The 18,858-nt window shown below is 67.7% G+C and carries 13 protein-coding genes and 7 pseudogenes; 14 read left to right on the top strand and 6 right to left on the bottom strand.

Annotated features, from left to right (window positions below; all coding sequences use genetic code 11):
- Positions 1-279: 279 nt before the first annotated feature.
- From malQ to WA944_RS11810, 5 genes and pseudogenes are all read left to right on the top strand, one after another.
- A complete protein-coding gene (gene malQ / locus WA944_RS11830; RefSeq protein ID WP_526368482.1) occupies positions 280-2,457 on the top strand; it encodes a 4-alpha-glucanotransferase in 2,178 nt (725 codons plus the stop codon).
- 114 nt (positions 2,458-2,571) lie between these two features.
- A complete protein-coding gene (locus WA944_RS11825) occupies positions 2,572-3,036 on the top strand; it encodes a hypothetical protein (RefSeq protein ID WP_526368505.1) in 465 nt (154 codons plus the stop codon).
- A 97-nt stretch (positions 3,037-3,133) separates the two neighbouring features.
- Positions 3,134-4,032, top strand: a pseudogene (locus WA944_RS11820) (metal-dependent hydrolase).
- Positions 4,032-4,638, top strand: a pseudogene (locus WA944_RS11815) (ferredoxin reductase); the annotation flags it as partial. The pseudogenes WA944_RS11820 and WA944_RS11815, both read left to right, overlap by 1 nt.
- Positions 4,639-4,657: 19 nt before the next feature.
- Positions 4,658-4,885, top strand: a pseudogene (locus tag WA944_RS11810) (nuclear transport factor 2 family protein); the annotation flags it as partial.
- A gap of 70 nt (positions 4,886-4,955) precedes the next feature.
- Here the strand turns inward: WA944_RS11810 and WA944_RS11805 are convergent.
- Positions 4,956-5,447, bottom strand: a complete 492-nt coding sequence (locus WA944_RS11805; protein ID WP_526368484.1) for an NUDIX hydrolase — start codon at positions 5,445-5,447, stop codon at positions 4,956-4,958.
- Between the two features lie 70 nt (positions 5,448-5,517).
- Between WA944_RS11805 and WA944_RS11800 the strand changes: the two are divergent.
- Positions 5,518-6,300, top strand: a pseudogene (locus WA944_RS11800) (SGNH/GDSL hydrolase family protein).
- Between the two features lie 13 nt (positions 6,301-6,313).
- Here WA944_RS11800 and WA944_RS11795 read toward each other — a convergent pair.
- Together WA944_RS11795 and WA944_RS11790 are read right to left on the bottom strand one after the other, a co-directional pair.
- Positions 6,314-6,877, bottom strand: coding sequence for a hypothetical protein (locus tag WA944_RS11795; protein ID WP_526368486.1), 564 nt, complete (start codon positions 6,875-6,877; stop codon positions 6,314-6,316).
- Positions 6,878-6,957: 80 nt separating this feature from the next.
- A pseudogene (locus WA944_RS11790) lies at positions 6,958-7,762 on the bottom strand (hypothetical protein).
- Positions 7,763-7,869: 107 nt separating this feature from the next.
- Here WA944_RS11790 and WA944_RS11785 point away from each other — a divergent pair.
- Positions 7,870-8,289 (top strand): Rv0313 family protein, encoded by a 420-nt coding sequence (locus tag WA944_RS11785; protein ID WP_526368488.1) that lies wholly within the window; start codon positions 7,870-7,872, stop codon positions 8,287-8,289.
- A gap of 19 nt (positions 8,290-8,308) precedes the next feature.
- Here the strand turns inward: WA944_RS11785 and WA944_RS11780 are convergent.
- Positions 8,309-9,507, bottom strand: a pseudogene (locus WA944_RS11780) (cytochrome P450).
- A gap of 284 nt (positions 9,508-9,791) precedes the next feature.
- Between WA944_RS11780 and WA944_RS11775 the strand changes: the two are divergent.
- The 5 genes from WA944_RS11775 (at position 9,792) to WA944_RS11755 (ending at position 14,293) form a co-directional block, all read left to right on the top strand.
- Entirely contained in the window at positions 9,792-10,220 is a 429-nt protein-coding gene (locus tag WA944_RS11775; RefSeq protein WP_526368490.1) for an MmpS family transport accessory protein, read from the top strand.
- A complete protein-coding gene (locus tag WA944_RS11770) occupies positions 10,217-13,123 on the top strand; it encodes an MMPL/RND family transporter (protein WP_526368492.1) in 2,907 nt (968 codons plus the stop codon). Before WA944_RS11775 ends, WA944_RS11770 begins: the two co-directional genes overlap by 4 nt.
- Positions 13,120-13,458: a DUF732 domain-containing protein gene (locus tag WA944_RS11765; protein WP_526368494.1), complete on the top strand. Its 339-nt coding sequence runs from the start codon at positions 13,120-13,122 to the stop codon at positions 13,456-13,458. The genes WA944_RS11770 and WA944_RS11765 overlap by 4 nt, the downstream gene beginning before the upstream one ends.
- A gap of 15 nt (positions 13,459-13,473) precedes the next feature.
- Positions 13,474-13,743 carry a hypothetical protein gene (locus WA944_RS11760; RefSeq protein WP_526368495.1) on the top strand — a complete coding sequence of 90 codons (270 nt, stop codon included), beginning with the start codon at positions 13,474-13,476 and terminating at the stop codon, positions 13,741-13,743.
- A gap of 79 nt (positions 13,744-13,822) precedes the next feature.
- A complete protein-coding gene (locus WA944_RS11755; protein WP_526368497.1) occupies positions 13,823-14,293 on the top strand; it encodes a DUF5078 domain-containing protein in 471 nt (156 codons plus the stop codon).
- A 21-nt stretch (positions 14,294-14,314) separates the two neighbouring features.
- On the opposite strand, the gene WA944_RS11750 is transcribed toward WA944_RS11755, so the two are convergent.
- The gene (locus tag WA944_RS11750; protein WP_526368507.1) at positions 14,315-15,448 is read right to left on the bottom strand and encodes an acyl-CoA dehydrogenase family protein; all 1,134 of its coding nucleotides are present in this window, start codon (positions 15,446-15,448) and stop codon (positions 14,315-14,317) included.
- A gap of 77 nt (positions 15,449-15,525) precedes the next feature.
- Positions 15,526-16,566, bottom strand: coding sequence for a DUF7159 family protein (locus tag WA944_RS11745; protein WP_526646973.1), 1,041 nt, complete (start codon positions 16,564-16,566; stop codon positions 15,526-15,528).
- A gap of 39 nt (positions 16,567-16,605) precedes the next feature.
- Between WA944_RS11745 and eat the strand changes: the two genes are divergently transcribed.
- On the top strand, positions 16,606-18,045 hold the full coding sequence (gene eat, locus WA944_RS11740) for an ethanolamine permease (RefSeq protein ID WP_526368501.1): 1,440 nt from the start codon (positions 16,606-16,608) through the stop codon (positions 18,043-18,045).
- Between the two features lies 1 nt (position 18,046).
- Positions 18,047-18,857: pseudogene (eutB, locus tag WA944_RS11735) on the top strand (ethanolamine ammonia-lyase subunit EutB).
- Position 18,858: the final 1 nt, after the last annotated feature.

Genomic DNA, 18,858 nt, shown 5'->3' with positions numbered 1-18,858 from the left:
GGTTACCTGCCGTCTCGCGGCCATATCGATCTTGCCCTCCAACATCGGGCAAGCCTTCCGGGCTACGCGCTCAAAGTAGGTGAGGCACCACCACCGGCTACGCGCTCAATGTAGGTGAGGCACGTCGTGGTCTTGACTTGGCCAGGAACAATGCTGCCACTGCGAGGCGAGCCCGGCCGTTGCGCACCTCGCCGCCCTGGAGCGGTTCGGCCGCCATGGTCTGCGAACCTACCCAAACCCGGTCTCCGTGATACCGGCTGACGGGGCAAGATTGGCGGCATGCCTGCTGCCGCCGCGGACGTCGACCTGCCCGACTCGCTGATCGAACTCGCCGACCGGTACGGCGTCGCGACCGGCTACACCGACTGGACCGGCCGGCCCGTCACCGTCGCGCCGACCACGTTGGTCGCCGTCCTCGACGCGCTCGGCGTGCCCGCGGGGACCGAAGAGGACCGGGCAGCGGCGATCGCGGCACACGACCGCGCCCACTGGGCCCGCCCACTTCCTCCGGTGATCGTCGGCCGCAGCCGCGTCGCCACACCCTTCTGGGTTCACGTGACCCACGGTGACCCGGCGAGGTTGTGGTTGCGACTGGAGGACGGCAGCGTGCGCACCGGAGTGCGCCAGCTCGAGAACAACAGGGCGCCATTCGATCTCGACGGGCGCCTCGTCGGTGAGGCGAGCTTCGAGCTGCCCGCCGATCTGCCGGTCGGTTATCACCGGCTGTACCTGCAGATCGGTTCGTCGGATGTCAGCACCACGGTCATCGTGTCGCCGTCGTCGCTGGAGGCGCCCCGCCTCGGGCCGGGTCGTGCCTGGGGCCTGGCGACCCAGCTCTACAGCGTCCGTTCCCGGAACTCTTGGGGGGTGGGTGATCTGACCGATCTCACCGACCTGGCTGTCTGGTCGGCGGCCCGCCACGGTGCAGGTTTCGTGCTGGTCAATCCGCTGCACGCGGCGGCGCCCGCGGCACCGATGGAACCGTCCCCGTACCTGCCGACCTCGCGGCGTTTCGTCAACCCGATGTACCTGCGGGTCGCGGCTGTGCCCGAGTTCGCCTTCGTCCGCCACCGCGGCCGCATCCGCAAGGTGCAGGCAGCGGTGCAGATGCGGGCCGATCGCTGCGCACAGATCGACCGGGACCGGGCTTGGAAGACCAAGCGCGACGCGCTGGCGAGCATCTACCAGGTCGAGCGCTCGGCCGGCCGCGAGATCGCCTACCAGGCGTTCCTGGAGAAGGAGGGGCGCAGCCTCGACGACTTCGCCACCTGGTGCGCGCTGGCCGAGCGCCACGGAAACGACTGGCACCAGTGGCCGGAGGCGTTGCGGCACCCGCGCTCCGAAGAGGTCGCCGCGTTCGTCGATCAGCAACCCTCGGCGGTGGACTTCCACCGCTGGCTGCAGTGGCTGGTCGACGACCAGCTCAGGGCCGCACAGTCCGGCGCGGTGCAGGCGGGGATGGAGCTGGGCATCATGGGCGACCTCGCCGTCGGGGTGGATCCCGACGGCGCCGACGCCTGGGCGTTGCAGGACGTGCTGGCGCTCGGGGTCACCGCGGGCGCCCCGCCGGACGAGTTCAACCAGCTCGGGCAGGACTGGTCGCAGCCGCCGTGGCGTCCGGACCGGCTCGCCGAGACGGCCTACGAACCGTTCCGGGCGCTGGTCGCGGCGATCCTGAGGCACGCGGGCGGGGTGCGCATCGACCACATCATCGGGCTGTTCAGGCTCTGGTGGATCCCCGAGGGTGTGTTGCCCACGGAAGGCACCTACGTGCGATACGACCACGAGGCGATGATCGGCATCGTGGCGCTGGAGGCGCAGCGCGCCGGCGCGGTCGTCGTCGGGGAGGATCTCGGCACCGTGGAACCGTGGGTCCGTCACTACCTGAGCGACCGCGGCCTCTTCGGCACGTCGATCCTGTGGTTCGAGATGGACCGCGACGGCGCCGGCGGACCGCTGCCCGCGGAGCGGTGGCGGGAGAACTGCCTGTCGGCCGTCACGACACACGATCTGCCACCCACCAGGGGGTACCTTGCCGGCGAACACGTCCGGCTGCGCGACGAGCTCGGGCTACTGACCCGGCCCGCGGACGAGGAGCTCGCCGGCGACAGAGCCCAGCAGCGAGCCTGGATGTCCGAGCTCCGCCGGGTCGGGCTGCTCGACGGTGACGACACCGGCGGAGACGCCGGCGAGGGCACCGACATGGACGCCGTCGTGCTGGCCCTGCACCGCTACCTCGGTCGTACCCCGTCTCGGCTGCTGGCGCTGTCGTTGGCCGACGCCGTCGGCGAGGTGCGCACCCAGAACCAGCCGGGCACCACCGACGAGTATCCGAACTGGCGGGTTCCGCTCGGCGACCCGGACGGGCGCCAGATCCTGCTCGAGTCGGTCTTCACCGATCCGCGTGCCGCAGCGCTGTGTGAGGCGATGAGGGCCGCGGTCAAGCCCCCGGTGTGACGGCCCGGGTGTAACGCCTGGGACTTCTGCAGCGGTTTCACATTCGACACCGCTGCGATATGTTCGCACCGCACCACCCGAGGCGAGGAGATTATTGTCGTGAGGAAGCTCGTCGTGAAAAAAGCCCTCGTGCTCAGCGGTGGGCTGGTCGCCGCCGGCACGGCCGCGCTGATCGGTGCCGGCGTGGCGATCTCCCAGCCTTCGCAGCAATCGCCGTACAACGTGACCGGCGAGCAGTACGGCCGGGCGCTGGCGATCCTCAAGAGCCAGGGAGTCAAGGCGTACTTCGGCGGATCGACCGGCAGCGTGCTCCCCCAGTTCAACTGCCTGGTGGACTCGCAGAAGATGACCAGCGGCGGCCGGATGCTGCTGAATCTCGACTGCACGCAGGAAGCGGCCGACATCATCAAAGCTCAGGGCCCGACCGGTGGCCCCACCGTCGGCGCCAACGGCGTCACGACGGTGACCCCGACGCCGTTGGTGCCGATCGCCGGCGCCCCGGGAGCAGGAGGACCCGTCGCCGGTGCGCCCCCGCAGATCCAGGGCGGTCCCCCGATCCCCGGCCAACCACTCGGCTGATCCCGCACCCCGGGACAGCTATCCGGGACCCGCGTTCCCACTAACCGGACTCCGACGTCGTAAACTCGCGAAGAGTGACGACGAACAGAATCCGCAGATGTTGCGTTCACGCCGATGCGAAGACGAGATCGATCCAGGTCCGGTACAGATCCAGGCTCGTAAGGTGCACTTCGACGTGGCGGACAGCCCTTTGCACTGGATCCCGGGCCATCCGGTGGCCTCTCATGTCGTCAGCGTGCTCAACCTGGTGCTGCCTGCCGGGGAGCGCTGGTCGTCGAAACCTTCAACGAGGCGCTGCCACTGGTCAAGGACCCCAAGCTGGCGGACGACATTCGCGGCTTCATCGGCCAGGAGGCCACCCACGCCGACGTGCACGAGAAGATCCTGCACACCTTCATGGTCGAGCACGGGGTCGACCCGGCACCGATCCTCGCCCAGGTCGAGCACGTCTTCACCGAGGTGCTGGCTCCGCCGGAGACCTCCGACCCGGCCCGGCGGCTGAACCACCTCTGCGAGCGGCTGTGGCTGATCGCCACCATCGAGCACTACACCGCGGTGATGGGCGATTTCTCGCTCAACTGCGCATGGGACGACCACCACGCCGACCCGACGCTGGTCGACCTGTTCCGCTGGCACGGCAGCGAGGAAGTCGAGCACCGGAGCGTGGCCCACGACGTCGCGATGTACTTCCACGACAGTTACTTCAGCCGGGTGCGGGCGATGGCCACCGCGGCGGTCATGCTGTTCGTGTTCTTCCAGCGTGCCGCGTGGTACCTGGTGAAGACCGATCCCACGGCCACCACCAGTTTGTGGAAGTTCAACCGGCTCCGGATGCGTGACTCCAAGCTCGGGTTGCTGCCCCGCTACCGGGCGCTGTTCGGCTCCAACACTCTGGCGTACTTCCGGCCCGGCTACTCGCCGGAGGAACTCGGCTCCACCGCACAGGCCGTCGCCTACCTCGCGACCTCCCCCGCGGCGCGCGCGGCGCACATGTGATGCCGGTGTTCGAACGTTACCGGCAGACATCCCTGAAGACCCCGCCGAGCGCGTCGGGCCGCACCCGGCACGACCCGACGCTGGGTCTGGCGGGCGCGGCGCTGTCGGGCATCTTCGCGAGCACTGCGGCGGTACGGCGGATCCGGCCTCCGAGCGGGGGCGCCGACACCATGACGCTGAACGTGGCGCGCCGCCGCGTCGTGGCCCATGACCAGGACGTCATCGAGCTGACTCTGACCGCCGCCCGCGGCCGGACGCTCCCCGCTGGTATCCCGGTGCGCATCGCGACTCCACCTGCCCAGCGGCCTGGTCCGGCAGTACTCGCTGTGCGGAGACCCGTCGGATGATCACTACCGGATCGCGGTGCGACGCATTCCCGACGGGGGCGGCGGGTCGATGGAGGTCCACGACGCGCTGCCCGAGGGCGCCACCGTGCACACCCACGGCCCACGCAACGCCTTTCCGCTCACCGTTCCCGGCCGCGGTTCCCCGGCGCGGCGGTTCCGGTTCATCGCCGGCGGCATCGGCATCACGCCGATCCTCCCGATGCTGGATCTGGCACGCCGGCTGCAGGTCGACTGGTCGATGGTCTACGATCGTCGAACTGTTCACCGACACAGCGGAATTGCGCCTCCCCGATCCCCCGCGTTCCCTGGAGCCGGTGCGCCTGCACCACGGGCGCGCCGGCGTGCGCACCGCGATGTCGGCGCTGGCACAGGTCGCCCGGACCGAGCACGCGATCGTCGGCGAGGTGTATGCCCCTGGCGACCACGCCGACTACGGGCTGGGCCGGATCACCTGTATCGCCCACCACTGGACGGTGACGGGGACGTCGGCCACGGATGTGGTGTGGCACCTGCGCTATGACGACGAGTATGCGCGGACACCCCGGGGCTGGCGGATCCACGGCCGCGCCTTGACGATCAACGCGATCGAGACACCTGCGGTCCGTCGTGTCCGAGCGCATCCCGGAGTTGATCGAGCAGCGGGCGCTGCCCCTTCAGCAGCTTCTCCCGAGCCGTCGGCACGGCGAACCACGCCACCCGGTCGATCTCCGGGTACTCCCTGACGTTGCCCGATCCCTTGGGCCATTCCAGCGTGAAGGTGTTGCTGCACGCACCCTCGAGGTCGAGGTCACCACGGACGGCGAACGCGGTGACGATCTTTCCGCCGGGCTGACGCACCGGGGTGAGATCGATCCGGTCCCCGGCCGGTGGCGGCTTCCCGATCTCCTCGGTGAACTCGCGCACCGCGACTGTCCACGGATCCTCGCTCTCGGCGTACTCACCTTTTGGGATCGACCAGGCGCCTTCGTCTCTGCGCGCCCAGAACGGGCCGCCCGGGTGGCCGAGGAGCACCTCGAGAGGGCCGTGGGTGTCGCGGTAGAGCAGCAGTCCGGCGCTCAGCCTGGGCATGTGTGCACTTCGTCCACGGGTGCACGATAGCCGGAGGCGGCCGCGGTGGCGCACGGCTACAGTGCCAGCTGTGCTCCGGTACTCGCGGTATGTCGCGTTGGGCGACAGCCAGACCGAGGGACTGTGAGACGGTGACGACACTGTCGGGGTGGTCGGTTTCGCCGATCGGCTGGCCGCTCTGCTCGACACTCACAGGCCCGGCCTGCAGTACGCCAACCTGGCGGTGCGCGGCAAACAGATCCGTGACGTGCTCGACGATCAACTGCCCGAGGCGATGACCATGGGTGCGGATCTGATCACCGTCTGTGTCGGGATGAACGACGTGACCCGGCCCGGGCGCGGATTCGACCGCGCGCTGGCCCATCTCGACGATCTGCATCTGGACCTGGCCGAATCGGGAGCGACGGTGGTGACGCCGACGTTCCCCGACTTGGCCAGGATCCTGCCGATCGGGCGGCTGCTCGCCGGGCGGGTGCTGCGGATCAACGCCGAGATCCGTGATGCCGCCCACCGGTACGGGTTTCGGCTGGTGGACCTCTACCACGCGCCGTCGATGTCCCAGCCGGAGACCTGGAGTCCGGACCGGGTCCACGGGTCCAGCAAGGGCCACGAGCTATTCGCCGCTGCTGCGGCCGAGGCTCTCGGGCTGCCCGGCAGCAGCCACGACTGGGCGGCGCGGGGTCCCGCGGCGGCCCCGCCGTCCCTGCGGACACGCTCGTACTCGCAGGTGTTTTTCCAGATGTTGTGGACGCGCAACATGCTGGCGCCGTGGCTGTGGCAACGCCTGCGCGGCCATTCCGGAGGTGCGGGCCGCGACCCCCGGCGACCGCTGCTCTCGCAGTGGAGCGGGTGACCGCCTGGCCGTTTCAGATGCCGGTCCAGGCGGCGTCGAGGCGCTCGGCGACATCGATGACCTTGGCCTGTACCGACTCGGGGCTGTCGATCTCACCGGCGACATGGGCGGCGATGAACCGTCTGATCTCGGCGTCCACCCCACCGACGATGCGAACCACCTCAGCACGCAGCGATTTGGACGTCACGTGGATGGAGATGTCGGAGGCGCGCGGTTTCTCCACGTCGAGGATCAGCAGCAGGGGTTCGGCAGCCCTGGCGGTGGCGCGCAGCGAGATCTCACCGAAGACCATGAATTTGGGCTTGTCGATCCGCAGGTCGACGACCATGTCGATCTCCAACGGGATGCGGATGCCGAAAGTGATCGAATCGCCGACCTCGCGTTTGACGCGGGGCGCCAGAATCCGCACCTTGGCCGTCACCTTGGCGATCTTGCCCGGTCCCTGCGCGATCGGGCCCATCTCGAAGGCGTCACCGGCGATCGCGCCGATCGCGCCGCCCACTCGGTCCTCGGTCACGGCGACTTCGAAGAACCGGCGCCCGAACTCCTCGTAGGTGACGTAGTCAGCAGATTCCATGGTGCTGCTACGTTCTCACGCCCGCGGCGCGGAGCGCGACAACGTGGCCGAATCCGGGATGTCCGTCGCGCGCCGGCGGTTCACCGTCGCGCGCTCTCGCCGAAGATCCGGATCCGGCCGATCGCCACCCGGTCCGACCGCAGGTCTGCGACAACCACGGTGCGGCCCCCGTCGTGGTCGACGCGTGCCGCGACGGCGCGTCCGGACCGGATCAGTTTGCTCCAGGCCCCACCGGCGAGGTGCTTGACCAGGTCGGAAGTGGTCATCGCGGGGGCGTCCCCCCGGGTGATCGGGATGTCGGCAGCCAGCCGCCGCACGCCGATCTCGTCGCCGCTGCAGGCTTCGTCGAGGAAGCGGGCGACCAGCGCTTTGCCGCCGGTGCCGAGCCCGCGGAATCCGGTGAGGAAGCCGAGGCTGCCGGACAGGCCCTGGTTGGCCAACATGGTTCTGCCGAGCCCGAGCCCGGCGGGAACGGCGCCGAGCCCGCCGCGGACGAACTGCCCGATCATGGCGGGCAGCTCCCAGTACGCCGACAGCGCGGCGATTCTCAGTTCGTGGTGATCGTCGCGCAGGTCGTAGCGGATGAAGGTGGGCACCCGCATGGTCAGCGAGGCGGCCATCTGGATCTCGAGCTCGAGGTCGCGCACCACGGTGGTGCCGACCACCAGGTCCACGTCGGGGTGGAAGGCGATCACGCGGGGCCCGATGAAGGTGTCGTAGAAGTGCCCGATGGCGACGTGGTCCCGGTGTGGTGCCGAACCCACCGGATCGTCGACCCCGGCCGTCGGCGGTGAACATCCCGATCCAGCCGTCGCGGTCGTGTGCTGCGGCCGTGCTCAGCGATCGCTGTGCAGTGGCCAACAGGTCCGCTCGTGTGATGGGCATATGGTTGCCTACCACTTCTTCTGTACGGCAGTCGACTACTTCTGCTCACGCGGGCACACTGGTCAGTATCCGCTGTGCGTGGGCACAGCCGTTCAGGAGGGACCACCATGAGCAGCAGTTCTTCCGGAGGGCCGTTCGGTTTCGACCCCGAGGATTTCGACCGCGTCGTCCGCGAGGCAGGTGAAGGGCTGCGGGAGGCGCTCGACGGTCTCGGCAGGTTCGTGAACACCTCCGGCGAACGCGCCGGCTGGTCGATGCTGTTCGACGAGTTCACCCGGGGCGCGCGGCCCCGCACCCGGCCGGAAACCACCGGCGAGACCGGAGACGGCGTCTGGGCGATCTACACCGTCGACGATGACGGTGGTGCCCACATCGACCAGGTGTATCCCACCGAGTTGGACGCGTTGCGGGCGAACAAGAACAACACCGACCCCGCGCGCCGCGTCCGTTTCCTGCCCTACGGCATCGCCGTCAGCGTTCTCGACGCGCCCGACCCGGCCGAGGACACCGCGTCCCCGGAGGCCTAGCTGCACCGACCTGAGAGGTTCAGATCAGAACCCGCAGGTACTCCCAGCCGCGCACTGTCGACGTCGGGGCCAGCCGCGCGGTCTCGTGGTCGATGTCCCACTCCGGCCAGCGGTTGAGCAGCTCGTCGAGTGCAACCCGGCCTTCGAGGCGCGCCAGGTTCGCGCCCAGCCAGTAGTGCACGCCCTTGCCGAAGGTGAGGTGGCTGATGTTGTCCCGGTGGATGTCGAACGTGTCGGGCCGGTGGTAGCGGCGCTCGTCGCGGTTGGCCGCCCCGAACAGCAGCAGCATCGCCGACCCTGCCGCAACGGTTCGTCCGTCGTAGTCGAAGTCCCGGGCCAGATAACGGGCGACGTGCGGGCCGGTGGGTTCGAACCGCAGTGTCTCGTCGACCTCCCGCAGCGGCAGCGACCGGTCGGCGACCAGCTCGCGGCGCTGTGCGGGGTACTCGGCCAGCACTTTGGCCAGCCATCCGATCAGCCGGCCGGTCGTCTCGTTGCCCGCCCCTGCGACCACCTGCGTGTAGTGCAGCACCTCGGTGCGGGTCAGCTTGCGCCGCCTGCCGTGTTCATCGTCGAACTCGACCTCGAGCAGCGCAGTCATCAGGTCGTCGGAGGGGTTGGCCGCCCGCCACTCCACGTACTCGGCGTAGATGCTGCCGTCGACGATCTTGTCCGGGTTGCGCACCTTCATCGGCGTGCCCGGTCTGGTCCGCAGATTGGCGTCGTTGGCGTCGCGCACCGATATCTGTTCTGACTCCGGGATCCCCAGCAGCATGCCGATGACCCGCATCGGCATCATCGCGGCCAGCTCGGCGATGATATCGAACCCGTCGGATCCGACCAGCGGGTCGAGGCAGTTGATGCAGTAGCGGCGGATCTGGTCCTCGATCTCGGCCATCCGCCGCGGCGTGAATACCCTCCCCATCAACCCGCGCAGCATCGAGTGAACCGGCGGGTCCTCGAACATCATCACGCCCTGGGGCATGTCGAAATCGGACTTGACCAGCTCCAGGATGTCGCTGCGGCTGTCGGAGAACGTCTCCCAGTCCGACAGTGCCTGCTCGACGTCGCATGCCGGGACAGCGCCCAGAAGTCGTAGCGGCCGTTGTAGTACAGGGGCGCTTCGTCGCGAAGCCGCGCGTACGTGGGGTACGGGTCGGCGGTGATCCCGACGTCGTAGGGGTCGTAGTACACCGTCGGCTGAGCTGGATCCGCCATCGCGCACGCTCCTCGTCGGCCTGCGGTCGACAGTGCCGTTGGGCGACCGCTCAGCATTAAGCTGTGGCCATGTCTAGCAGCGGGCGCGACCGGTGGTCAAGGGTGGCCGCGCCGGATTCGAGTGACCTGGCTCGCGCTACGGTCAAACAGTTAGCAGCGCCACAATCGCTTGAGGTAACCTGTGGCTGGGTGAGAACTTAAACCGGCTAAGTTACGATCGGCAGAACATTCAGTCACAAAACCATGGGGTCGAAATTGCGTGTTGAGGTTCGGGTGCAGCAGACGTGATCGGTGTCCTCAAACGCGTCTGGCTGCCGCTGCTCATCGTGGTCGTGGTGGTCGTAGCCGGGCTCACCGTTTCCCGGATCCGGACCTTCTTCGGTTCGGAGGGCATCATCGAGACGCCCCGGAACTTCGCGGACCTGCCTGAACCGTTCGACCCCAAAGAGGTCCGCTACGAGATCTCCGGGAACGGATCCTACGCCGACATCAACTACCTCGATCTCGACGCCAAGCCGCAGCGGGTCGACAGCGCGGCGCTGCCGTGGTCGCTCACGCTGAGCACCACCGAACCGTCGGCCGCCCCCAACATCGTCGCCCAGGGAGACAGCAGCACCATCACCTGCCGCATCTACGTCGACGATGAGCTCGAGGATGAGAGGACCACTGACGGCTTGAACGCCCAGACCTTCTGCTTCGTGAAGTCCGCATGAGTACCCCGGTCAGCGACGCGCCCACCGATTCCTTCCCGCCCGGCCGGCAGCGGTCGCGCCCGCTCATCCCCAGGATGATCCGGACGTTCGCGGTTCCCCTCATCCTCGGCTGGGTGGCGCTCATCGTCGCGGTCAACATCGTTGTGCCGCAGCTGGAGACCGTCGGCCAGATGCAGGCCGTCTCGATGAGCCCCGACGATGCCCCGTCGATGATCTCGATGAAGAAGGTCGGCGAGCTGTTCGAGGAAGGTGACTCGGACAGCTCGGTGATGATCGTCTTCGAGGGCGAGGAACCTCTCGGTGACGAGGCGCACGCCTGGTACGACGAGATGGTCGACCGGCTGGAGGCCGACACCGCCCACGTGCAGTCGGTGCAGGACTTCTGGAGTGACCCGCTGACCGCGTCGGGCTCGCAGAGCACCGACGGCAAAGCCGCCTACGTTCAGGTCAAACTGGCGGGCAACCAGGGCGAGGCGCTCGCCAACGAATCGGTGGAGTCGGTCCAGAACATCGTCGACAGCCTCGAACCACCGCCGGGGGTGACGCCCTACGTCACCGGGCCAGCCGCGCTGGCAGCCGACCAGCACATCGCCGGCGACCGCAGCATGCGGTTGATCGAGCTCACGACCTTCACGGTCATCATCGTGATGCTGCTGCTGGTATACCGGTCGATCGTCACGGTGCTGGTCACGCTGGTGATGGTCGTGCTGTCGCTGACCGCCGCCCGCGGGGTGGTCGCGTTCCTCGGCTATCACGAGATCATCGGCCTCTCCACGTTCGCCACCAACCTGCTGGTGACGCTCGCGATAGCTGCGGCGACGGACTATGCCATCTTCCTGACCGGGCGATATCAGGAAGCACGCGAAGCGGGTGAGGACAAAGAGACCGCGTTCTACACGATGTTCGAGAGCACCGCGCATGTGGTGCTCGGCTCGGGTCTGACCATCGCCGGCGCGACGTTCTGCCTGAGCTTCACCCGGCTGCCGTACTTCCAGACCATGGGCGTCCCGCTGGCGATCGGCATGTTCGTCGTGGTTCTGGCCGGTGTCGTCCTGATGACCGCGATGATCAGCGTGGTCACCCGGTTCGGCAAGATCCTGGAGCCCAAACGCACGATGCGCGTCCGGGGTTGGCGCAAGGTCGGCGCCGCGGTGGTGCGCTGGCCCGGCCCCATCCTGGTCGGGACCGTCGCGCTGTCGCTGGTCGGACTGCTCGCCCTGCCCGGCTACCGGACCAACTACAACGACCGCAACTATCTGCCTGCCGACCTGCCCGCCAACGCGGGATACGCCGCGGCCGACCGGCACTTCTCCCAGGCCCGGATGAACCCGGAACTGTTGATGATCGAAAGTGACCACGATCTGCGCAACTCAGCCGACTTCCTGGTGATCGACAAGATCGCCAAGGCGCTGTTCCGCGTCGAGGGCATCGCGCGGGTCCAGGCCATCACCCGCCCGGACGGCAAACCGATCAAGCACACGTCGATCCCGTTCCAGATGAGCATGCAGGGCACCACCCAGCGGCTCAACGAGAAGTACATGCAGGACCGGATGGCCGACATGCTGGTCCAGGCCGATGAGATGAACGAGACCATCGCGACCATGGAGAAGATGTCGAACCTGACCGGGCAGATGGCGGCGATCACCAACAACATGGTGCAGAAGATGGAGGGGATGTACCTCGACATCGAAGAACTGCGCGACAGCATCGCCAACTTCGACGACTTCTTCCGGCCGATCCGCAACTACTTCTACTGGGAACCGCACTGTTACAACATTCCGGTGTGCTGGGCGATGCGTTCGGTGTTCGACACCCTCGACGGCATCAACGTGATGACCGACGACTTCAAAGAGATCCTGCCGGAAATGCGGCGTCTCAACGAGCTGATGCCGCAGATGGTCGCGTTGATGCCCGAGATGGTCGAGACCATGAAGACCATGCGCACGATGATGCTCACGATGTACCAGAGCCAGAAGGGCCAGCAGGACCAGATGGCCGCGATGTCCGAGGACGCCGATGCCATGGGCGAGGCGTTCGACGATTCGATGAACGACGACTCGTTCTACCTGCCGCCGGAGATATTCGAGAACAAGGACTTCCAGCGCGGCCTGGAGCAGTTCCTGTCCCCCGACGGGCACGCGGTGCGGTTCATCATTGCCCACGAGGGTGATCCGTTGACCCCTGAGGGAATCGAGAAGATCGAGGCGATCAAGACCGCCGCGAAGGAGGCCATCAAGGGCACTCCGCTGGAGGGCTCCAAGGTGTATCTCGGCGGGACGGCGGCCACGTTCAAGGACATGCAGAGTGGCAACAACTACGACCTGTTGATCGCCGGCATCTCCGCGCTGTGCCTGATCTTCATCATCATGCTGATCATCACCCGCGCCGTGGTCGCGGCCGCGGTCATCGTCGGCACGGTGGTGGTGTCGCTGGGCGCGTCGTTCGGTCTGTCGATCCTGATCTGGCAGCACATCATCGGCATCGAGTTGCACTGGATGGTGTTCGCGATGGCCGTGATCGTGCTGCTGGGCGTAGGCGCGGACTACAACCTGCTGCTGGTGTCGCGGCTCAAGGAGGAGATTCACGCAGGCGTGGGCACCGGGATCATCCGCGCGATGGGCGGCAGCGGCACGGTGGTAACCGCCGCTGGGCTGGTATTCGCGTTTACCATGATGTCGATGGTGGTCAGCGAGCTGACGGTGATCGCCCAGGTCGGCACCACGATCGGGCTGGGTCTGTTGTTCGACACCCTCGTGATCCGGTCGTTCATGACTCCGTCCATCGCAGCGCTGATGGGGCCGTGGTTCTGGTGGCCGCAACGGGTGCGCACCAGGCCGGTGCCGGCACCGTGGCCAAAACCTGAACGGTTGCAGACAGATCCAGCAGAGGGAGCGAGGCCATGAAGCGGGTTTTGGTAGGAATCGCGACGCTGACCTTCGGGCTCGGGCTCGGGCTCGGGTTGGCCGCGCCCGCGTCGGCCGACCCCGACACCGCGTTCGCCGACGAACTGCACACGTACGGCATCTACGGCCAGAAGGACTACAACGCCTGGATCGGCAAGATCACGTGTAAACGTCTCGCCACAAACGTCGACGCCGACGCTTACGAGGCGGCTGACTTCGTCCACAACCAGTTGGACAAGAACGCCACCACCGAGCAGGCGTGGCAGTTCCTGGCCGCGGGACTGCGCACGTATTGTCCCGACAGGCTGCCCGTCCTGCAGCAGGCTCAGCGCTGACGCAGGGATGACTCGATGACTTTGATCAGGACTGCGGTCTCCGGTGTGGTGGTCGCCTGCGGGCTGGCCCTCGGAATCATGCACTCGGGCCTCGCGAGCGCACAGCCGGCTCCGCCGGCACCGGTCCAGGGCGAACAGCCACCCGCCTGGGCACCTCCGAAGCCCGCCGAGTCCTGGAACGGGCAGCCCGTGGTGTGGAACTCGGCCTGGGGCGGGCGTTGGGGCGTGTGGATCAACGGCGGCTTCCTCATGCTGACATCGAACCCGGTGACGGGCGGCGGCTGATCCGATGAGCGCAGCGATGCCAAACCGAGCGATGCCAAACCGAACGATGCCAAACCGAACGATGACGCAGGGAGTGAAGATGACCGGACTGAAGAGTCGCGTCGCGCGGGTGAGCCTCGGGTTCCTCGGAGCAGCCGCGATGTTTCTGGGCGCCGCCGGCCCGGCGGCAGCCGATTCCACCGACGACTATCCGATCCCGCGACGCATCATCCACACCACCTGTGATGTCGAGCAGTATCTGGCAGCGGTGCGCGACACCAGCCCGGTGTACTACGAGCGGTACATGCTGGACCGGAGCAACCGGCCTGCCGACGTCCAGCAGGCTGCGTTCGACCGCATCCACTGGTTCTTCTCGCTCGATCCGGTGGGACGTCGCCAGTACTCCGAGAACACCGCGACCAACGTCTTCTACGAGCAGGTGGCGACGCGCTGGGGCAACTGGGCGAAGATCTTCTTCAACAACAAGGGCGTCGTGGCCCACGCCACCGACGTGTGCATGAACTATCCGCCCGGCGACATGTCGGTGTGGCACTGGCCTGTCGCGCGTTGATCGCGCCGGCCGGCCCCCCGGTCACAGACCGAACTGGTCCTCGACGATGCCCAGCCAGATCTGCGCTGCGTCGATCGCCACCTTCTCGCTGATGAAGGCGTGCTGGGTGCCGGTGTAGATGTCACGGAACGCCCGCTCGAGGCGAGTGCCCTCGCGGATCGCCGAGGTGCCTGCGACCAGGTGCGCCCACTCGGCACAACCCCGGGCGGTATCGGTGGCGAACACCGCCGCCACCCGCATGTCCGCACGCAACGTCGGGGTGAGCTCGCCGCCCCCGGCGACAGCCGCCTCGGCCGTGGTGAACGCGTCGAGGACCAGCAGCCGCGCCGCCCGCCAGGCCGCGACATGGTGGGCCAGGCCCTTCTGGAACGTGGGACGGCTGGCCAGTGCAGCCATGTCGCTCATCCGGAACTTCGTCTCCGCCAGCTCGGCCACGTCGTCGAGCATGCTCTTGGCCACCCCGAGTGCCCACGCGGCATGACCTGCCGCGGTCACCGGCATCATCCCTATCCGGGTCGCCGGTGAGCTCCCTCGCATGGGTTCGCGGGTGAACAACGCAAACGTGCGCGATTGCGGGACGAACACATCGTCGAGGGCGTAGTCGTAGGACCCGGTGCCCTTGAGCCCCTGCACATGCCAGCCGTCCTTGAAGGTGACCTGGCTGCGCGGGACGACGGCCACCTGCATGTCGGGCACGCCCTCACTGACCCAGCGGATCTCGCCGTCGGTCATCGGCAGAAACCCCGCCGCGACGTACTCGGCATGTCCGGTGCCCGAGCCGAAACTCCACGACCCGGTCAGCCGGTAGCCGCCGTCGACCGCGACGCCCTGCCCGTTCGGGAAGAACTGACCGCCCACCGTGACGTGGTTGTTGTTGGCAGTGAACACCTCGGCGAAGCCGTCGTCGGGAAGATAGGTGGCGGCGGCGAACGCAGACGGCAGGTTGGCGATCCCCACCCAGCCGAACGATCCGTCCTGCCAGGCCATTTCGATCCACGTCTCGATCATCTCCGCGAACGACGGCTCGACCCCGCCTGCTGCGGTGGGGTTGAATGCCGACATCAGACCGGTGGACCACATCGCCTCGACGGTCGCGGCTGTCATCGTGCGATTGCGCTCGGATTCGCCGGCCTCGCCCCGCACCAGCTCACGCATGTCGCGCGCCAGTCCGACGAGGTGATCAGGGGAAAGGGCAACCTGGGATACCGGTGTCACGGGTCGACCGTACGCGTTCAGGGCAACGCAGTGAACACATTGACCAATTCTGTCATCTCGGCGTCGGTCGGCGGCGTCGAAACCGGCGCGTCCGGACCAGGCGTCGGCCCGGCGGCGACGACCTTGCGCACCACGTCGGCGGCCGGACCCGACGGCGCCGGCACCGAGACCCATCCCGAGTCGGAGGGCGGCACAGGCGGTTCGGCCACCGTCCCGGCGGGCTCGACCGGTGGCGCCGCGCCGGCAGAAAGGCACAGCGCGCCGACGATCGCTGCAGCGGCCACGCCGAGCACAGCCGATACGGTTCGTCGCCGAGGGGTGCGTAGGCGCTCGGAAACCGGTTGTGCCACAGCCAGTGTCATCGCCGCACCGGGGGTGACCACGGCGAGCGCGGCGCCGTAAGCCGGCCCCAGCCGCGGCGCCACGTCGCCGACCTGTCCACCGAGTACCGTGGCCGTCGCCACCGGAACCGCTTCGGCGTCGCGCAACCCCAGACAACCCAGCCGGGACCGCAACCGCAGACCTTCGCGGGTGATGTCCTCGCTCCAGGTCACCCCGACACCGTCGAGTTCGTACCCGCACGCCTGAGCGATGGCCTGCGCGCCGCGCGCCGCCGCGCCCGCGATCTCGGCGTCATACGGCAGGGCGTCGTGGTCGAGCACAGAGCTCTCGCCGGAGTCGACGAGCACCCAGGCGAGTTCGTCAGCAGTCACAGACAGTCCCAGCACTGCGCGCACGGCGACCCCTTCGAAGTCTGCAAACCGGTATGTGCGATCTATCGAACGCCCGAAGACCGCTGTTACAGCGGGACAGGACTGGACAACCCCGAGGAGAGCCAATAGGCTGCCGCTAAAGGTTGTCAGAACGACCTTTAGATCTTCAGCCCGGATGCTCGGCAGATTCGGCGAGGGCGTATCGCCGACACGCGCGCCTCGCTCGCCACCGAGCGCGACGACGTCGTCGCTCCGGGCAGCCCTGCCCGCACTTCTCCCGGTAATTTGTTGTGACACAACAAACTTCGGCGAAGAATGCAACGCCAACCGCGCTTCGTGGGGCATAGTGTGATCACTCACACCTTCGAACGGGAGTCTCATCAGATGAGTGGCGACAGACACAGCACGCATCCCAGGCGCGGCGTCGAGGAGCACCGGGAATCGGAAGCCTATCTGCAGAAGCGGCAACTGAAGACCGGCACCGCCGGCTGGATCCTGCTGGCCAGCCTCGGGGTCGGCTACGTCATCTCCGGTGACTACTCGGGCTGGAACTTCGGTCTGGCCGAGGGCGGGTTCGGTGGCCTGGCCATCGCCGCCGTCATCATCGCCGGCATGTACCTGGCCCTGGTCCTCGGCATGGCCGAGATGTCCTCGGCGCTACCGGCGGCCGGCGGTGGCTACACCTTCGCCCGTCGCGCCCTCGGCCCGTGGGGCGGATTCGCCACCGGCACCGCGATCCTGATCGAGTACGCGATCGCCCCCGCGGCCATCGCCACCTTCATCGGCGCCTACGTCGAATCGCTGAACCTGTTCGGGATCACCGACGGCTGGTGGATCTACCTGTTCGTGTACGCGGTCTTCATCGGGATCCATCTGTCCGGGGTCGGCGAGGCGCTGAAGGTGATGTTCGTGATCACCGGCATCGCACTGGTCGGTCTGGTCGTCTTCGCGATCTCGGCGATCGGCCAGTTCGACTCGGCCAATTTGACCGACATCGCCGTCACCGACGCCGCCGGAGCCTCGGAGTGGCTGCCGTTCGGCATGCTGGGCGTCTGGGCCGCGATCCCGTTCGCGATCTGGTTCTTCCTGGCGATCGAGGGTGTTCCGCTCGCCGCCGAGGAGGCCGCCAACCCGGAACGCAACGTGCCCCGCGGCATCATCGCGGCGATGGCCGTGCTGCTGGTCACCTGCGTGACCGTGTTGGTGCTGACCACCGGCGCGGGCGGGGCGTCCGCCATGTCGGAGTCCGGCAACCCCCTCGTCGAGGCGCTGGGCGACGGCACGATGGCCAAGATCGTCAACTACATCGGGTTGGCCGGACTGATCGCGAGCTTCTTCTCGATCATCTACGCCTACTCCCGGCAGCTGTTCGCGCTGTCGCGCGCCGGCTATCTACCGACGGTGCTGTCGGTGACCAACTCCCGCAAGGCGCCGACCCTGGCGCTGGTGGTGCCCGGCATCATCGGGTTTGCGCTGTCCCTGACCGGCCAGGGCGCGCTGCTGCTGAACATGGCGGTGTTCGGGGCGGCGCTGAGTTATGTGCTGATGATGGTCAGCCACATCGTGCTGCGGGTGCGCGCACCCGAGATGCACCGTCCCTACCGCACCCCGGGCGGTGTCGTCACCACCGGGTTCGCCCTGGTGATCGCGGTGATCGCTGTCATTGCGACGTTCCTGGTCGATCACGTCGCCGCGCTGGGCTGCCTGATCGTGTTCGCCGCGTTCATGGCCTACTTCGGCCTGTACAGCCGCCACCACCTGGTCGCCAACTCTCCCGACGAGGAGTTCGCCGCGCTGGCCGCCGCCGAGGACGAGCTGAGGTGAGGTGACCTACAGCCAACAGGTCTCGGGCCACACCTATCAGTTCGACGGCCTCGTCGAGGTGATGGCCAAGGCGACACATGGGTTCTCGCTGATCTGCCGTTGTCGACGTTCCTCACCGAGGAGCTGGTCCCCTACGAGACCGACGACGTCACCCGGCTGATCATCGACACCCACGACCGGGAGGCGTTCTCGGCGGTCTCGCACCTCACGGTCGGTGGGCTGCGTGACTGGCTGCTCGCCACCGCGTCGGAGCCGCAGAGTGCGCAACACATCACGGCGGTGGCACGGGGTTTGACGCCGGAGATGGTGGCCGCGGTGCCGAAGATCATGCGCAACCAGGACCTGATCGCCGTCGCGGCCGCCACCACGGTCAGCGCGGCGTTCCGGACCTCGATCGGCGTACCGGGACTCTGGCCACCCGGCTGCAGCCTAACCACCCCACCGATGATCCGCGCGGCATCGCCGCGGCCACCCTCGACGGTCTGCTGATGGGCTGCGGCGACGCGGTGATCGGGATCAACCCGGCCACCGATTCCCCGCAGCACACCTCGGACCTGCTGCACCTGCTCGACGACATCAGGCAGCGCTTCGAGATCCCGATGCAATCACCGTGCCCGGCGCCGGCGACGTGATGCTCGGCTATCAGAGCCTGTCGTTCCACGACGCGCTATGCGCGCAAGGCGCTGCGGTTGCGCCCGGCCCCCGAGTTCGAGGCCTGGTTGGCGCAGCTGGGGATGGCCGACGGCGACGGGCGGGTGCTGCCGGTGGACCCGGGCGGCTCCCCGTTGCTCGGGCTGGCGGCCGGGCCGTGAC

Origin of the sequence: Mycobacterium sp. (assembly GCF_049683355.1) — a bacterium.
Classification (GTDB): Bacteria; Actinomycetota; Actinomycetes; order Mycobacteriales; family Mycobacteriaceae; genus Mycobacterium.
This window is presented reverse-complemented; position numbering and strand designations above follow the sequence as displayed.

Excerpts from the sequence above, each read along its gene's own strand:
- WA944_RS11805 (WP_526368484.1), bottom strand. The coding sequence starts at position 5,447 with ATGCCCAGGCTGAGCGCCGGACTGCTGCTCTACCGCGACACCCACGGC.
- WA944_RS11755 (WP_526368497.1), top strand. The coding sequence starts at position 13,823 with ATGACCGGACTGAAGAGTCGCGTCGCGCGGGTGAGCCTCGGGTTCCTC.
- WA944_RS11745 (WP_526646973.1), bottom strand. The coding sequence starts at position 16,566 with ATGCCCCACGAAGCGCGGTTGGCGTTGCATTCTTCGCCGAAGTTTGTT.
- WA944_RS11750 (WP_526368507.1), bottom strand. The coding sequence starts at position 15,448 with ATGCGTGAGCTGGTGCGGGGCGAGGCCGGCGAATCCGAGCGCAATCGC.
- malQ (WP_526368482.1), top strand. The coding sequence starts at position 280 with ATGCCTGCTGCCGCCGCGGACGTCGACCTGCCCGACTCGCTGATCGAA.
- WA944_RS11770 (WP_526368492.1), top strand. The coding sequence starts at position 10,217 with ATGAGTACCCCGGTCAGCGACGCGCCCACCGATTCCTTCCCGCCCGGC.
- WA944_RS11785 (WP_526368488.1), top strand. The coding sequence starts at position 7,870 with ATGAGCAGCAGTTCTTCCGGAGGGCCGTTCGGTTTCGACCCCGAGGAT.
- WA944_RS11760 (WP_526368495.1), top strand. The coding sequence starts at position 13,474 with ATGACTTTGATCAGGACTGCGGTCTCCGGTGTGGTGGTCGCCTGCGGG.
- WA944_RS11795 (WP_526368486.1), bottom strand. The coding sequence starts at position 6,877 with ATGGAATCTGCTGACTACGTCACCTACGAGGAGTTCGGGCGCCGGTTC.
- WA944_RS11765 (WP_526368494.1), top strand. The coding sequence starts at position 13,120 with ATGAAGCGGGTTTTGGTAGGAATCGCGACGCTGACCTTCGGGCTCGGG.
- eat (WP_526368501.1), top strand. The coding sequence starts at position 16,606 with ATGAGTGGCGACAGACACAGCACGCATCCCAGGCGCGGCGTCGAGGAG.